The organism is Acinetobacter sp. V104_13 (assembly GCF_031798995.1).
GTDB classification, from domain to species: domain Bacteria; phylum Pseudomonadota; class Gammaproteobacteria; order Pseudomonadales; family Moraxellaceae; genus Acinetobacter; species Acinetobacter pittii.
In genome coordinates, this window is the sequence record NZ_JAVQNP010000025.1 from 155,228 (window position 1) to 172,175 (window position 16,948).

The window sequence follows — 16,948 nt, forward strand, 5'->3', positions numbered from 1 at the left end:
AGAACCCTGTCAGTAGGTACTTTCGTACTTTGTATAATTAGGATATAAAGAAGAAGGTTGGAGAAAGGTTGGAATAGAAATGTGGATATATAAGGAATTTACAAATGTTCACAAAAAAGGATTTATTGCAGCAACGGACGTTGATTGATCAACTGCGCACGCAAAATAGTCTCTCTCCTCAGAACGCTGCCAAACTCGGCCAAAGTATTGCAAGCTCATGGGAACGATCAGCCTCTGCTGCGATTCCTAAAGAGCGTTTTGCGGCTCCATTAGTCGAGAAAAAAACTGCTTCACAGAATGCTTTAGATATGGCTTTAACCCAATGTGCCGACGACTTACGTCATATTGCAGAGCAATCTTCAATGGTAATTGCTGTCGGTGATATCGGCAGTACGATTATCTGGACGGCACCAAGTGCTCAAATGCAAAGTGCTGCTGAGCGTGTACATTTTGTACAAGGTGGTCAGTGGCGTGAAGAATTTGTGGGCACCAATGCCTTGGCTTTATCTTTAAAAACTCAACAATCAAGCTGTGTTTTTTCAAACGAACATTACATGGAGTCGATTCATGATTGGGTGTGTTATGCCGCACCGATTATCGATCCATACTCAAAACAAACGCTAGGTGTTGTTGATTTATCAACCACATGGAAGAACCATAATAGTTTAGGAATTCTGGCTGCTGAACGTTGTGCATCCATTATTCAATCTGCTTTGCTAGAGCAGCAGCGCCAGCAATTACATATCCGTGCATTTTCGACGCCGCAAGTTAAATTTAACGGCAAAAGTTTATTATTAACGCCGCGTCAAATTGAAATTTTAACCATATTGGCACTATGTCCGCATGGTTTAACTTTAGAGCATCTTTATCAGGCGCTGTATGGCGAACGTAAAGTCAGTATGGGTACGCTTAAAGCTGAAATGTCTCAACTGCGAGATATTTTGGGTGGTTTACTTGGTTCACGTCCATATCGTTTGCTGGTGCATGTTGAAGCCGATTTTTTACAAGCTGAACAAGCGCTCGATGCGGGATATGCAGCCTCGGCTTTGCAGCTTTACACTGGTGTATTTCTGGCAAAAACTGAAAGTCCGTTTTTATGTGCATGGCGCGACTGCCTTGAGTCACGCTTGAGCGATGCAATTTTTAAAACCCAAGAAACAGATTTACTGTTAAAGCATCTAGCTCATTTCCCTGAAGCAATTGATGCGGTAGAACGCCTTATGGAGCTCTTACCAAGTGAACATCCTGCGCATCAACTGCTGGTAAAATACCTTGACTCACCTAAGCTTAGTTAAGTAATTTTTGATCCAGCCACTGGAACAATTGTTGATAGACTTGTTCTCGTACTGGCTGGGCTGAAAGGACTAAGTCATGCAATCCATTGTGAATAGAGACTACAGAGACATCACCTTTAATTTTTTTACCATGTTTCTCAATATCTTTAACATCTAAAATTACGTCACTTTGAGTCGCATCTATTCCCCATTTTTTTGGATTTTTAGTTTGATGGGAATGCATAATTAGTACGGGAACGTTCAGTTTAACTCCGCGGTGAATCTCTTTTTGCGCCGTATGAATCGCATGTACAAAGCTGAGCTGAACTGTAGGGGCAGAGGTTGGTTTCCAGTCAAGGTTGAACTCCCATTCGCCTTTGAGCTGCTTGTGAAGACTGGTGGTGTACCATTTGTTTAATTGGCTTGGAAATTTAACTTTTGGTAGATATTTTCCTACTCGACTGAGCATTGGAATACCAAACTTCTTTTCGACTAGACTTAAATTAAAGTCGTAAAACGGACTATTTGCCCATAGCACTTTAATAAGAGGATGATCTGGATGATGAGCAGCATAAAGCGTTGCTGTCAAACCACCAGTTGAATGGCCTGCGAGTAAAACCTGAGTGTGTTGCTCTTCACCAATAATCTCTAATGCTTGAGTAATTTCGGCATCATATTCATTTAAATCGAGCACATTATAGAAAATTTGATGAGGCAGTTTTGAGCGGCCATATTTTCTTAAATCAAGTGCATAGAAGTCGTAACCCTGAGCATTGAATTGCTCAGCCATTTCGGTTTGAAAGAAATAATCTAAAAAACCATGAATATATAGTACGGCTTTTTGAGTAGATTGAGCGGCTTTTTTACGCACTAAGGTGGCTACAACTTTCCCTTCATAATCATCAGGAAAACTAAGTGTGAGCTGTTCGTAACCTGTACCTAAAATATCTGGAACATAAGTTTGATTAGCTAAAGATGTATTCATTTTTATCGAGCTATTGTAATTAAGACATGCTGAGTATCCTTCAATGAAATGGGCGAATTGTCAATCAGGTTTGGAAAAGGTTGGAGTATAGGTTCTAAAAAAAAGGGAATACCGCTGGAGCTAAGTATTCCCCAAAAAAGTAAGTCAACGGTCGGAGGGATTTGACTTACTAGAGGGATATGCCATTACATCGGTATTAAAGTGCTGCTTTGAAAATCTCCACAACTTGTGCATGATTTGCTTTACGAGGGTTGGTGAGCATACATGCATCTTTTTGAGCATTATCTGCCATCACTGCAAGGTCTTCAGTTTTTACACCAAGCTCGGTTAAGCCAGATGGAATACCAATTGATGAAGACAGTTTACGAATGGCCTCAATTGCAGCATACGCAGCTTCTGTTACGGTAAGTCCGTGAGTTTTTACACCCATTAACTCTGCGATTTTTGCGTAGCGATCTGGGCAAGCAATTAAGTTAAATTCACATACGTGTGGCAACAAGATTGCATTACATACGCCGTGAGGTAGGTTGTAGAAACCGCCTAACTGGTGCGCCATTGCGTGAACATAACCTAAAGATGCGTTGTTAAACGCCATGCCAGCCAAGTATTGTGCATAGCTCATCGCATCACGTGCTTCGATATTTTCGCCATTTGCAACAGCAGGTTGGAGCCACTGGCTAATCATGGTGATGGCTTTTTCTGCACAGGCATCAGTAATTGGGTTTGCCGCCGTAGAAACATATGCTTCAATCGCATGTGTTAGCGCATCCATACCTGTTGCAGCCGTTAAACCAGCCGGTTTTGCAATCATAAGTTTCGGGTCATCAATGGCAATAAGTGGGGTACAACGCCAGTCAACAATCGCCATTTTTACGTGAGTATCGGTATTGGTAATAATACAGAAACGAGTCATTTCCGATGCAGTACCAGCCGTTGTATTCACTGCAATGAGTGGTGTCATTGGGACTTTACTTTTATCGATGCCTTCGTAGTCACGAATATGACCGCCACCCGCAGTGACTAAACCAATCCCTTTTGCACAGTCGTGAGATGAACCGCCACCTAGAGAGACAATAAAGTCACAGCCATTTTCGTTATAGGCATTAACACCGTTGTGAACATTAATATCGGTTGGGTTAGGTTCAGCACCTGGGAAAATATGGCTCGCGACGCCTGCTTCTGTTAAATAGTTCGCGATAAGATCTGCAACACCAAATTTAAATAAGCCTTCATCGGTCACAATTAATGCTTTTTTTGCGCCGAGGTTTTGTGCCTTTGTACCAATTTCTTTAGCACATCCTGGTCCAAAGAGTGATACGCATGGAATATAAAAACCGTTTGTTTGATCTGCAATATTTTTAAAAGCCATGGAGTGATTCCTTCTTCCATAAATCCATTGTTTGTTATTACAGGTGAGCCTCACCATGGCCTTAGTATTGTGATGTGAAGTTTATTTTCCTACCTACCAAAAACCTACCAAATATTATTTTGCTTTTAATTTTTGATTTATAAGTACTTTTTAGAAAGTTTGGCACATTCATTTAATTTTTTCGGGAAAATCGTTAAGCTATGGGCTGTTGAAGATGTACATATGAGATTATGAAACAGGAAACTGCGCTTAAACTGCTTAAAGCAGGTGAAAATGTCTTTTTAACCGGTTCGGCTGGTGCAGGGAAAACCTATACACTTAATCAGTACATCCAATACCTCAAAGCACGTAAAGTGCCTGTGGCAATTACGGCGTCTACAGGTATTGCAGCAACACATATGAACGGTATGACCATTCATACATGGGCTGGCATTGGCATTAAAGATCTGTTAACTGATGATGATCTAAAACGCATGAAAGAGCGTAAATATCTCAAGGAAAACCTTGAAAATGCGCAAGTTCTTGTGATTGATGAGATATCGATGTTACACGCGAAACAGCTCAATCTGGTCAATCAAGTTCTAAAATATTTTAAAGAAAGCGATGAAGCATTTGGCGGTATTCAAGTCATTGTGGCTGGAGATTTCTTCCAGTTGCCGCCTGTAGGCCGTAATGGTGAAGCCAACCGTGATAAGTTCTGCTTTATGTCTGATGCATGGGTCGAAGCTAAATTCCGTGTATGTTATTTAACAGAGCAGCACCGTCAAGACGATGAAATTCTGAACCAGATTTTAAATGCCATTCGTGCACAAAATATTCATCCCGATCATTTACAAGCGCTGCGTCAATCACGCTCGCATGATATTGGTGAGACCTTTACTCGTCTTTATACGCACAATATGGATGTTGACAATATCAATTATCAGCACTTAAATGAAATTGATAATGAAGGGCATCAATTCAATGCAGTTTTAGATGGTAATGAAAAGTTATTAGAAACTTTAAAATCTTCAGTGCGTGCGCCAGAAGAACTCACACTTAAAAAGCATGCCAAAGTCATGTTTGTAAAAAATAACTTTGATATGGGCTATATCAACGGAAGTTTGGGTGAAGTCATCGGCTTTGAGGAAGATGACGAAAATGGCTTACTGCCGAAAGTAAAACTGACTGATGGCACGACTTTGCTGGTTGCTCCTGAAACGTGGTCCGTTGAAAATGAAGCAGGCAAAGTGATTGCAAGTTTTCAGCAAATCCCACTTCGTTTAGCGTGGGCGATTACTATTCATAAAAGCCAAGGGATGACTTTAGAAGCGGCTGAAATTAACCTGATGAATACCTTCGAGAAAGGTCAGGGTTATGTTGCATTGTCGCGCTTAAAATCTTTAACTGGTCTAAAATTATTAGGTATTAACGAGCAAGCTTTAGAGTTAGACAGTTTAGCTGTCAAAGCCGATCGCCGTTTCCAAGAGCTTTCAAAAGAAGCCGAAGACAACTTTGCAGATGTAGACTTAACGGCTCAGCATAAAGCATTTATTCGTCATTGTGGCGGTACCTTAAATGAAACCGAGATCTCTCGTAATGAGAAGAAACTCGCAAAAGGTGGCAAGCAAAATTACGCTACGGCAACTTTAGATGAGACACGTGTTTTGTTTGAAGAAGGCTATGAGATTGAAGACATCGCGCATGAACGTGGTTTAACCCCAGCGACAATTATTAATCACTTGGCTCGACTTCATAAAGAGCAAAAGCTAGATATTTCGGTTGCTCATCCGGGTGAAGAAGTGGTCGAAGAAATTCGTAAAATTTATAAGAAGCTGAAAAAGCGCCAAAATCCAGATCATTTTTCTGATGATGGTTCGATCAAACTAAGACCAATTGTTGAAGCAACCAGTCCTCGAATGGGATATGATCAGGTCCGATTAGCTTTATTATTTATTGAGTAAAGTTTAATTAGCTTAATGACTTATTATATAAATTGAGGTGGCTATGCCGCACGTTGTAGTTGATTATTCAGAAAATTTAACTGGATTAAACGCAAAACAATTACTTGAAGAAATTAATACCACACTGATTGAAACAGAGCTATTTAGTCCGGAAGACATTAAAAGCCGCGCGCGTAAAGATGATGTTTTCTTGATTGGTTTGGGACTGGAACAAGCTTATATTCATGTAAAAGCCTACATATTGTCAGGAAGAACAGCTGAACAAAAACAACTTATGGGTGAGCAGTTATTAGCGGCACTCAGCAACAAAAAATATCTACAGCCAGAGTTTAATAAAGAAATTCAATTGTGCGTTGAGCTTATCGATATGCCAAGAGAAGATTACTTTAAGCAAGTTGTATAATTCTAAAAAAGCGCAATTTCGATCAAGAATAGCGATCAGCACTATGTAAAAGTAGTGCTTTCGAATGAACAGACATCTACTTACTTTTAAAGTGAGTCTAGTGTGATACAGGTATAACCTAGATTATGCCTGTATGTCTAAAAGCTTAATATCTGCATATTGCTCAATCAAGTTGTCATCTAGCATATGGATGTAATCCATGAAGATGGTGCTAAAACTTCCCATAGTTTGGGCTTGATTTGCAGCGAGTTTACCCGCAATCGCAAAATGAACATGAGCTGAAAGAGCAGCAATTGTTGGCGTCGTTACTGCACTATATGCTGCGATTAACGCACCCAAAGCGCAGCCTGTTGCTGTGATTTTTGGTTGTAAAGGACTTCCGCCGTTCACTTGAATAACGACGTCTAATTCTTTAGATAAAATATAATCTGACTCACCTGAAATAGCGATACAGTCCGCATGTGCTAATAGTGTATAAGCCTGTTGATAGGCTTGATCACTACTTAGAGTACTATCGACACCTTTAGATTGAACTTGGTTGCCTGCAAGTGTACTAATTTCTGAAGCATTACCACGAATAATGCTTGGCTTGAACTGTAAAAGCTCGTCTGTCATTTGACTACGCCAAGCTAAAATTGGTCCATAGCCGACTGGATCAAGCACCCATGGAATGTTATTAAGCTGTGCTGTTTTTGCAGAGATTTGCATGGCCTGCATTTGCTCTGAAGTCGGGGTGCCTAAATTGATACTTAAAGCCGATGAAATTTTGGTAAAACTTTCTGCTTCATAAGGATTATCGATCATGGCAGGTGAAGCACCAGAAGCAAGTAAAACATTGGCTGTATAGTTGGCCGCGACGCTATTGGTAATGCATTGCACAAGAGGCGTCTTTGCCTGCATGTTTTGCCAAGCGTCAATTACCTGCTCAATCAAAGTCGATGCTGATGTCATGTTATTATCCTTATTAAGCCAAAGTGATTGTAGATTTAGTGAGTAAAATAATGATCTTGATGCTTACATCTTTGGCAAATTAAAGAAACATAATCTGCCGCATCATAATCAACACTTAAATCATTTGAACCACAATGCATACAGCGTTTAACTGAATAAAAGTTTAATCGAGGTTCAATTTTTCGCCATGCTTTCCAGACAGGTTGTACAAAGATCTGTTCGTCGTAGCCTAAGAAGCGGTTAAGTAAAATATAACTCATTTTACTGTAGGGAATATTGTGAGGGCGAGGCAGCATTGAGGTTTCCCACTTTTCAGCTAAGGCTCTCTCACGATATTGCTCTAAGGTTTTCTTTAACAAATTGGTGTTAATAAATTTTTCATTACGCGGCTGTAGGGCTTTCTGTTTATAAAGATACTCAAGTGCGGTTTGAATTAAATAATAAATCTGACCAATTGCCAATGAATCCATTAAACGATAGCAAAAAGTTTGAAAATTAGAGCTTCCTGCAATTTGAATGCCCCAAGTTCGGCAATAGAACTGCATAAACTGAATAATCTCTTGATAGAGCACCTGAAAAAGTACGTCTTTTACTTCATCGGCACTACGAAACGGGATACCAAGACTTAAATTTTCATAAAACCAGTAGCGTAGTTGCTGGGCTACACTAAATAAACTTGGGTCACTATAACCGTCCAAGCGAATGTTTAAATAAAAGCACTGAGGTTCATCCGCTTGATCTTGGGCATTTAAAATTCCATCTTTATGGAGTTGCTTAATCAGATAGTTTTGAAACATCCAGTTTGGTGTAATGGACTGATATTTAATTTTGTCCCAGTGAATGTATTCATCATGAGCAACATCGTCTCGTGCATAATCGTCGAGCAGGCTGAGTAAAAAAAGTTTATGCAAAAAACTAAGTTGTTCCAAACTACGTTGTGGTTGATCTTTTGACTTGAACTGGCGTTGTTCTTGTAGACGTGTTTGCTGTAAAAGCTTTTTTCGTTGTTTTGTGCATGTTTCACAATGACAAGTCATTTTCGTATCTTTAAATACACGGTGCTGACAATGACTGCATTCATGAAACTGAATGTCTTGTTCAAATTGCTCGGCATCTACCCAGTACATTGAAGCTTGGCAGAGAGGACAATGGCTACTTTCATCTAGCTGTTTCTGTAGAATTTGTAAGACCATTTCGCTCCGAATGCATAAATTAGTAAGGATAGAGCTATTATACACAGCCGCATTGCCGATAGCTGAGATTGTCTTTTTGTTTGGTGCAAAAATAGAAAACCTAAAGTCTTGTCTTAACTTTAGGTTTTCATAAGGGTTTAAAAATTAAAATTAAACAGGGCACGGCAAGCTCTCATCATTCTGTCCAAGCTTTTTGGCATTAATAAGTGCCTGCACTTTTTTACTTGGTAGTTTTACTTTACCTAAAGCGTCGTAAGTATTGACGATAGAAGTTACCTCCTGAGCAGTCATTGAAATACCTTCTGCAGATAAAAACACCGCAATCACATGGTGATCGAGACCAGCTGCGTTTAGATCATGAATCGCTTTAATATTTTCTAAACGATGAAAATGTGCTTTTAATTCCATACTGACACCTCTTGTTCTGATTGAAATATTTATATTGGTGTATTAATGAAGGCAAGAACTATGCCCAAAATGTAAGCTGACTCTAAAAAATGTTAAAAGCTGAAGTTGTTTTATTTTTATTGTATAGATTGATTATATAAGCAACGATTATCGTAAATTTGGTCTAATCTGTGCTAATAAAAGACGATTCTAATTTGAAATGTATAAATGAAGTCCCATTAATTTTATAAAGGTAAACAAACACGGTATGTATGAATGTGTATGATCAAGTTCATAAAATTCGTACAACGGTTTCCGAAAAGTATATAAGGAATAAAGATGAATATTGCGGCACAGCCTCCAGTTCAGGCAGATCAAACAGTTTATTTAAAAGATTATCAAAAACCTTCGTTCTTGGTTGAATCCATTAATCTTGATATTCAAGTATATGACGATAAAACAATTGTTGATTCAACATTAGTCATGAAGCGTCAAACTGCTGGAGACTTGGTGTTATTGGGCCGTGATCTTGAGTTGCAGTCTATTCAGCTCAATGGTCAAGATCTTACTCCTGCACAATATTCACTCGATAGTGAACAACTGGTGATCACTGATGCACCAGATGAAGTCATTTTACAGACTCAAGTGATTATTCATCCTGAAACCAACACTCAGCTTGAAGGTTTATATAAAGCAGATGAATTGTTTGTAACCCAGAATGAACCTGAAGGTTTCCGCAAAATTACATTCTATCCAGACCGTCCAGATGTTCTTTCAGTCTTTACGACACGTGTAGAAGCAGACAAAAAATATCCAGTGTTACTTGCCAATGGTAACTTGCTTGAAACAGGTGAGGTGGGTGAAAACCGTCACTTTGCGATCTGGCAAGATCCAACTAAAAAACCAAGCTATTTGTTTGCTTGTGTTATTGGTGATTTAGCTGTTCTTAGAGATCGTTATACGACTTCGGAAGGGCGTGATGTTGCTCTAGAAATCTATGCAATCGAGAAAGACATTCCAAAATGCCATATCGCAATGGAAGCATTAAAGCATTCAATGCGTTGGGATGAAGAACACTACGGCCGTGCTTATGACCTCGACAACTATATGATTGTTGCTGTTAGTCAGTTCAACATGGGTGCAATGGAAAATAAAGGTTTAAACATCTTTAATACTTCATGTGTGCTTGCCGATGAAGAGTACACAACTGATGCAGCGATTATGCGAGTACAGTCTGTGATTGCGCATGAATATTTCCATAACTGGACCGGGAACCGTATTACCTGCCGTGACTGGTTCCAGCTGTGCTTAAAAGAAGGCTTAACGGTTTTCCGTGACCAATCTTTCTCTGAAGATTTACAATCTGCTGCAGTTCAACGTATTGACGATGTCGCAGTACTTAAATCGCATCAATTCCCTGAAGATGCTGGTCCATTATCGCATCCACCACGCCCAGATCACTTTGTAGAAATTAATAACTTCTACACAGCTACAGTCTATGAAAAAGGTGCGGAAATTAACCGCATGATGTCGACTTTGTTGGGTAAAGAAAAATACCGTAAGGGTACGGATGAATATTTCCGCCGTCATGATGGCCAAGCCGTGACTGTAGAAGATTGGGTTGCTGCATTATCTGCGGGTTCCGGTGTCGATTTATCTGCATTCTTAACTTGGTACAACCAACCGGGTACACCAAAGCTTGAAGCAAAAGGTGAGTACGATGTAGCGACACAAACTTACCGTTTAAGCTTTAAACAAAGCCTAAAAGCACATCCTAAATATCCAAATTTAAAAGCTGTTCCAATTCCTGTTGCTTTAGCGCTTTTTAACGCTAAAACAGGTGAACAATATACATTGCACAGTGACAGCTTATTCGTAAATGATGTTAAAGATGGTGTGTACTTGTTTGATCAAGACGAAGCAACCATTGAATTCACAGGTGTTACTGAACAGCCAGTTGTGTCGTTGCTCCGTAATTTCTCTGCGCCTGTAAATCTTGTTTTTGACTATACCGATGCTGAATTAGCATTCTTAATTCAACACGAAACCAACGGCTTTAACCAATGGCAAGCAACGCAAACCTTGCTTGAGCGTATTTTGCTAGAAGACCATTCTGCAGATGCGTACATTCAAGCTATTCAGAGCACTTTGCCAGAGTTGGTTGGTCGTGACCCGCTTTTAGCATCACGTTTGTTTGATGTACCAAGTGAAGGTTATTTGGGTAGTCGTATTGATCAGAACTATGCACCAGCAGATATTCATGTAAAACGTGAAGCCTTACTGAATCGTTTGGCACAAGAGTTGGGTTCATTCTGGAAAGATACTTATCTTACCCTTGACCCAGACTTGCAAAAAGAATTCTCGTTAGCCATGGGTGTTCGTGCATTAAAAAATATCATGCTCATGATGATGGCTCGTCAGGGCGATCAAACTGCATTTGAATTAGCACATGTCCAATATCAAAACACTGGCAATATGTCTGAACGTTTAGGTGCGTTACGTGTATTAGTTTGGCAAAATGCACCTCAAGCTCAAGAGGCACTTGCTGATTTCTATGACCGTTTTAAAGATGAAGCCTTGTCTTTAGATCAGTGGTTTATGATTCAAGCTGCAAACCCAAATGCGACAACAGAAACAATTGAGTACCTTACTCAACATCCAGACTATGATTTAACAACTCCAAATCGTATTCGTGCGGTAAGTGGTGGCTTGTCAAATAATCCAGAAAATACTTGGGGCTTTGGTGTAGCTCACTTTATTAACCTTGCAGAATATCTTGACGAGAAAAACCCAATTTTAGGTTCACGCCTATTACAGGTTTTATCTCGCTGGTATACGCTTGCAGAGCCTCAGCGTACTCAACTACAACAAGCTTTACAAGCATTGCAGCCTAAAGTGAAATCGAAAAATGTTTCTGAAACTTTAAATAGCATGCTGAGCGTTTAATTATTTAAAATTACTAAATAAAGGTCTCTAAAGAGGCCTTTATTTTTTTATATCTCATAGCTATTCAATATTTAAAATAAACAAAACTATCTTTGTCATAGTTCATCTGTAGATCAAGCTTTATCATTTTATTTTTATATAAAATATAATCTTTAATAGTTTTTTGAAGATGCACTTTTAAGAAATAATATAAAATAAAAATTAAAGGGATAAATAATATAAAAAATAAATTGGCTCTAGAAAATTATCTAATTTTTTAAAGTTAGCTAAATTTTGAAATATTTATTTAAATTTATCTTAATATTTTTTCTAGTATTTTTATTAAAATTATTTAAATCAAATATTTATATTTTGTAAATATTGTTTTTTTGTATCCGTAAGATAGGTTTAGGTAAATTTGTTTTATTGATTAGAAATTAAAATAATAACGTGAACATGCATTTTATTTATTTTTATGTATTATGTTGGAAAGTAGGATAAAAAAATAAGCTTTAAAAGAGCAGTCAAATAAAAATGATTGTAAGAATAAGGGTTAAATTTTTTATATCTATTAATTCGACAATTTAGTTTAAAAGGTTTTGGCCATGAAAAAGACTTTTATTTATTTATCAGCAGTTGTTGCAGGAGTATTTTCTCTCAATGCGGCAAATGCAGCTACAGCAACAGGTACATTAACTGTTCGAGCAACAGTAACGAATAGTTGTGTATTGAATACCTCTGCAACTGGCACGACAACAAATGCCGTTTTAGATTTTGGTACATTAAGTTCACTTGCTGGCAATGTTGATGCAGATACCACAACAACTGGTGGTACCTCAATTAAAGTCCTTTGTAATAATACTGTGCCATGGACTTTGTCATTTGATGGTGGTCAGAATGTTTTATCAACCCAACGTCGCATGATCGGCGGGGCGACTAGCAACGAATATATTCCTTACAACCTTTTCTCTGACACAGGACGTGCCACAGCAATTGGTATTGCAACGACAGCCTACAGTGGAACCGGAACTGGTAATGTTCAAACTGTAAATGTGTATGGTCGTATTCCTGCAGGAACAACTTTACCAAGTGCAGGTAGCTATGTTGACAGTGTGACTGTAACGGTAACTTATTAATTTGCATAAATTAGAATTACGTTAGCCCTTTTGAAAGGGCTAATACATTAAAAAAGTTATATTTGAGCAAATCATGAAAAAAAATATTTTTATTATTACGGGATTATTCGTATCTTTATCTAGCTCTATTAACGCCGCAACAATCCGTCTTTCACCTGTAAATGTAGAAATATTAAGTAATCAAAATGCTGCTTCAATTAGTTTATATAACCAGTCAAATGAAAGCGCTGATTTGCAGGTGCGTGTATTTGAGTGGAGACAAAATGCTGGGCAAGATCAATTAATCCCTACGGATGAGATTGTAGTTAGTCCACCATTTTTAAAACTACAACCTAGTGACTCTTATAACTTACGTGTAGTTAGAATTAACCCAGAACCTATTTCTGGTGAAAAAACTTATCGTATTATTATTGATGAGTTACCCAAACCAATTGATAGCCGTAAAGCAGCTCAGGGAGTAAATGTATTACTTCGCTCATCATTACCTGTATTTGTAGTAAATAAAGATGCGATTACCAAACTGAGTTGGAAAATTGATGTTAACCAGAACACACCTTCTTTAAATATTAGCAATATAGGTAACCGACATGCGTTGTTAAATACTTTAACGCTTGTAGATACAACAGCGAATAAAAGTTATCCCATTAAAGTAAATACTGTGAATGGTTATATTCTTGCGGAGAAGTCGAAAAGTTACTCGATTAGTAACTTTACCTATCAACCAAATCATAAATACAGCGTATCTCTAACAGTTAATGGTAAGAAAACCACACTTTAAGAGGCTTATATGAAATACATTATAGGTGTCTTATGTGTTGCGTATTTTCCTACGTATTCTTTTGCCGAACAGTTACTAGATTATACGAATACTGCAGTTCCGAGTGTTCCTAAATCTGTTGGTAACGATAATAAATATAAACACGTAGGAACGAATGAGCAGGAGCAAGATCTTAATTTCATTCATCTATTTTTAAATATTTCGATTAACTCAAATGCTTCTGAAGATTTGGTTGCTGTAAAGCAATCTAAGGATGGAAAACTATATATTCGTTCTAGTGCCTTAAAAACTTTAAGACTAAAAATGGATGAACATATCCCAGATAACCAGTGGGTATGTATCAACGATCTAAACGGAATCCAGTTTAAATATCTCGAGAATGAGCAGTCTTTAAACCTAAAAGTTCCGTCGAACATGTTAACGGGTTACTCAGTTGACTTAAGTGGCCAGCAGGTCACTAACCCACATTTGCTAAAGATGAAACCTTTAAACGCAGCCATTCTGAATTACAGTCTGTATAACACCATAACCAATGATGAGAATGCTTTCTCAGGTACGGCAGAAGGGATTTTTAACAGTGCAATCGGTAACTTCTCATCAGGGGTTTTATATAACGGTAGTAATGAAAATAGTTATAGTCATGAAAAGTGGGTACGACTGGAAACTAAGTGGCAATATGTCGACCCTGAAAAGATCAGGATATATACCCTAGGTGACTTTATTTCCAATAGTCCGGATTGGGGAAGCAGTGTCCGTCTTGCCGGTTTTCAGTGGTCGAGTGCTTATAGCCAACGCGGGGATATTGTCACCTCGGCACTCCCGCAATTCTCCGGTTCGGCAGCATTGCCTTCAACCTTGGATTTATACGTCAACCAGCAAAAGATTTATTCAGGGTTAGTGCCATCAGGTCCCTTTGATATTAAACAGCTCCCGTTTATTTCAGGAAATGAAGTCACCCTTGTGACCACCGATGCAACGGGTCAGCAGAGCCTTACCAAAAAGCCGTACTATTTTTCATCCAAGATTCTGGCAAAAGGCATAAATGAGTTTTCAGTAGATGTGGGTGTTCCACGTTATAACTATGGGTTGTATTCAAACGATTATGATGATGCCACCTTTGCCTCAGGTGCGATCCGATACGGCTACAGTAACTCACTGACCTTAAGTGGCGGTGCAGAGGCTTCAACAGATGCCCTGTCGAACCTCGGCACAGGATTTGCCAAGAATGTTTTGGGGATTGGCGTGATCAATGCTGACATTGCAGCGAGCCAGTATAAAGATGAAAACGGTTACTCTACCTTGCTGGGTTTGGAAGGGCGCATCAGTAAAAATATTTCATTTAACACCAGTTACCGCAAAGTATTTGATAACTATTTTGACCTAGCCCGTGTGTCTCAAGTGAGATATTTAAAAGATAACCAGATTAATGCCGAGTCACAGAACTACCTGAACTACAGCGCACTGGCAGATGAGATTTTCAGAGCGGGGATTAACTATAACTTTTATGCAGGCTATGGGCTTTATCTGGGCTATAACCAGATTAAATATAGTGACAACTCTTACAAGTTACTGTCTACCAATTTAAGTGGAAGTCTGGACAAGAACTGGGGTTTTTATGCATCAGCTTATAAAGATTATGAAAACCATAAGGACTATGGAGTTTACTTTGCGCTGAGATATACCCCGTCCAGTAAAGTGAATGCGATCACGAGTGTATCTAGTGACAGCGGTAGCCTACGGTACCGCCAAGAAATATTCGGTTTGTCAGAACCCCAAATTGGTTCATTTGGCTGGGGCGGTTATGTTGAGCGAGATCAGGATACAAATGAAAACAATGCATCGGTCTATGCGTCTTACCGTGCCCGAGCAGCTTACCTGACGGGACGCTATAACCGATTTGGGGATAATGATCAGGTTGCAGTTTCAGCAACAGGATCATTGGTTGCGGCGGCGGGACGTATCTTTGCGGCCAATGAAATTGGAGATGGCTACGCAGTTGTGACCAATGCTGGGCCACAAAGTCAAATTATAAATGGTGGGGTCAATTTGGGAGAAACTGACAAGTCTGGAAGATTTCTGATTCCTAGTCTCATGCCATATCAAGTGAACCATATTTATTTAGATCCATCATATCTTCCTCTGAATTGGAATGTTAAATCTACAGATCAAAAAACAGTGGTGGGTTACCGTCAAGGAACGTTGGTTGACTTTGGTGCTCATCAGGTTATTTCTGGATTAGTGAAACTGGTTGATCAAAAAAAATCACCGTTAATGCCGGGTTATACCATTCGAATTAATGGTCAGCAAAATGGGATGGTTGGGTACGACGGTGAAGTATTTATTCCAAACCTGTTAAAACAAAACAAACTTGAAGTCGATCTTCTAGATCATGGCTCCTGCCAAGTTGACTTCACTTATAACAGTAATCAGTACTCAACTAAAAAATTGGGACCTTATGTATGTCATTAAATATTATGAATAAGGCTCAAATAGAGAGCTATAAGTTTTTTCCATTGTCTTTAAAATACTTTGTAGGCATTTGCTTATTTTATCTCGTTTATGCATTTTTTAGTCCGGCGCATGCAGCTTGTACGGTAAGTGGGACCACGAATAATACGTTTACCTACACAGCAGCAAATATTAATAGTGATGCAACCGTAAATCTTTCAGGAACAATTACTTGTACGAATTTAGGACTTCCCCAGATTTCTAATTTCATGTGTATGAAAACCGTATTTACGGGAACCACAAATGCAATTAACAGTGTTTCATTACCGTATACGGTTACTGCAACTGTAGGTGGAGCTGGGTCTTCTATCACAAACCAAACCTCCAATGTGTGGTATGGCCCAGTACCAACAGTCGCATCAAATAATATTGTGAGTTACTCGGTAAATATAAAAGTACCAGCTCGAACGGGGTCGCTCATTGCATACCCTCAAGGAACATATACGGCTTCGGTTCGGTTGTATTGGGATATGGATCTTTTGGGTTTGTCATGTGGTGATTTACTTGGTGGTTGGGATTCAGGCGATACATTGCTAACAGCAAACTTTGTGGTCCCAAGTCTGTGCCAATTAAACTCAACCTCAACTGTAGATTTCGGCAATATTAATGATATTGGTACGACTAAGCGTGATTACACAGCGCAAGGGGCAGTGAATACAACCTGTAATTTTGGAACGCCATATAGCATTTATTTAGGGGATGGAAACAACCGTATAGCTGGAGGCTTTAGGCGTATGATCAATAGTAATAATGAATTTATTCCCTATCAGCTATATAAAGATTCTAACTATAGTACGGTATGGGATGCCACGGGAGGCGTAACCAATGTTGGGGGAACAGGGGGAGTCTCAAAAACAGCTACAGGAAGCGCTCAAACGACTACTGTGTATGGAAAGATTCCGCAAGGCACTGCCATCGCAAGTAGACCTGGCGTCTATTCTGATAGTGTTGTCGTTACGGTGACTTATTAAGCTTTCAAACTTATATGTGGAGCTCTTTTTATAGCAGAGCTCCCTATAGTTCAAAGTATATTGCTTAAAAATTGTTAAGATATAAATAATAAAAATCAAATAATTCTTAGCTTTCGGAACTTATT

At 38.9% G+C, this 16,948-nt stretch carries 13 protein-coding genes; 8 read left to right on the plus strand and 5 right to left on the minus strand.

Features of this window, described 5'->3' with window-relative positions:
• The first annotated feature begins 104 nt into the window (after positions 1-104).
• The gene (locus tag RMB06_RS10270; protein WP_075384017.1) at positions 105-1,295 is read left to right on the plus strand and encodes a helix-turn-helix domain-containing protein; all 1,191 of its coding nucleotides are present in this window, start codon (positions 105-107) and stop codon (positions 1,293-1,295) included.
• Here the strand turns inward: RMB06_RS10270 and RMB06_RS10275 are convergent.
• Positions 1,288-2,259 (minus strand): alpha/beta hydrolase, encoded by a 972-nt coding sequence (locus RMB06_RS10275; protein WP_311079374.1) that lies wholly within the window; start codon positions 2,257-2,259, stop codon positions 1,288-1,290. The two genes, RMB06_RS10270 and RMB06_RS10275, sit on opposite strands and share 8 nt — an antisense overlap.
• A 196-nt stretch (positions 2,260-2,455) precedes the next feature.
• Positions 2,456-3,628, minus strand: coding sequence for an iron-containing alcohol dehydrogenase (locus RMB06_RS10280; protein WP_311079376.1), 1,173 nt, complete (start codon positions 3,626-3,628; stop codon positions 2,456-2,458).
• 230 nt (positions 3,629-3,858) lie between these two features.
• Here RMB06_RS10280 and RMB06_RS10285 point away from each other — a divergent pair, with 230 nt between their 5' ends.
• Together RMB06_RS10285 and RMB06_RS10290 are read left to right on the plus strand one after the other, a co-directional pair.
• The gene (locus RMB06_RS10285) at positions 3,859-5,571 is read left to right on the plus strand and encodes an AAA family ATPase (protein WP_311079378.1); all 1,713 of its coding nucleotides are present in this window, start codon (positions 3,859-3,861) and stop codon (positions 5,569-5,571) included.
• Positions 5,572-5,614: 43 nt separating this feature from the next.
• On the plus strand, positions 5,615-5,974 hold the full coding sequence (locus tag RMB06_RS10290; protein ID WP_199983749.1) for a 5-carboxymethyl-2-hydroxymuconate Delta-isomerase: 360 nt from the start codon (positions 5,615-5,617) through the stop codon (positions 5,972-5,974).
• Positions 5,975-6,097: 123 nt separating this feature from the next.
• Here RMB06_RS10290 and thiM read toward each other — a convergent pair whose 3' ends face one another.
• From thiM to RMB06_RS10305, 3 genes are all read right to left on the minus strand, one after another.
• Positions 6,098-6,925, minus strand: coding sequence for a hydroxyethylthiazole kinase (gene thiM, locus RMB06_RS10295; protein WP_311079380.1), 828 nt, complete (start codon positions 6,923-6,925; stop codon positions 6,098-6,100).
• A gap of 35 nt (positions 6,926-6,960) precedes the next feature.
• Positions 6,961-8,118 carry a hypothetical protein gene (locus tag RMB06_RS10300; protein WP_311079381.1) on the minus strand — a complete coding sequence of 386 codons (1,158 nt, stop codon included), beginning with the start codon at positions 8,116-8,118 and terminating at the stop codon, positions 6,961-6,963.
• Between the two features lie 150 nt (positions 8,119-8,268).
• The gene (locus tag RMB06_RS10305) at positions 8,269-8,526 is read right to left on the minus strand and encodes a hypothetical protein (protein ID WP_002119338.1); all 258 of its coding nucleotides are present in this window, start codon (positions 8,524-8,526) and stop codon (positions 8,269-8,271) included.
• A gap of 318 nt (positions 8,527-8,844) precedes the next feature.
• Here RMB06_RS10305 and pepN point away from each other — a divergent pair, with 318 nt between their 5' ends.
• From pepN to RMB06_RS10330, 5 genes are all read left to right on the plus strand, one after another.
• A complete protein-coding gene (pepN, locus tag RMB06_RS10310; RefSeq protein ID WP_311079383.1) occupies positions 8,845-11,451 on the plus strand; it encodes an aminopeptidase N in 2,607 nt (868 codons plus the stop codon).
• Between the two features lie 578 nt (positions 11,452-12,029).
• Positions 12,030-12,566: a spore coat U domain-containing protein gene (locus tag RMB06_RS10315; protein ID WP_014207080.1), complete on the plus strand. Its 537-nt coding sequence runs from the start codon at positions 12,030-12,032 to the stop codon at positions 12,564-12,566.
• Between the two features lie 73 nt (positions 12,567-12,639).
• Positions 12,640-13,344, plus strand: coding sequence for a molecular chaperone (locus tag RMB06_RS10320; RefSeq protein ID WP_032004775.1), 705 nt, complete (start codon positions 12,640-12,642; stop codon positions 13,342-13,344).
• A gap of 9 nt (positions 13,345-13,353) precedes the next feature.
• Positions 13,354-15,813, plus strand: a complete 2,460-nt coding sequence (locus RMB06_RS10325; RefSeq protein WP_202732253.1) for a fimbria/pilus outer membrane usher protein — start codon at positions 13,354-13,356, stop codon at positions 15,811-15,813.
• Complete coding sequence (locus tag RMB06_RS10330) at positions 15,804-16,823, plus strand: spore coat U domain-containing protein (RefSeq protein WP_068612007.1); 1,020 nt, start codon at positions 15,804-15,806, stop codon at positions 16,821-16,823. The genes RMB06_RS10325 and RMB06_RS10330 overlap by 10 nt, the downstream gene beginning before the upstream one ends.
• The last annotated feature ends 125 nt before the right edge of the window (positions 16,824-16,948 follow it).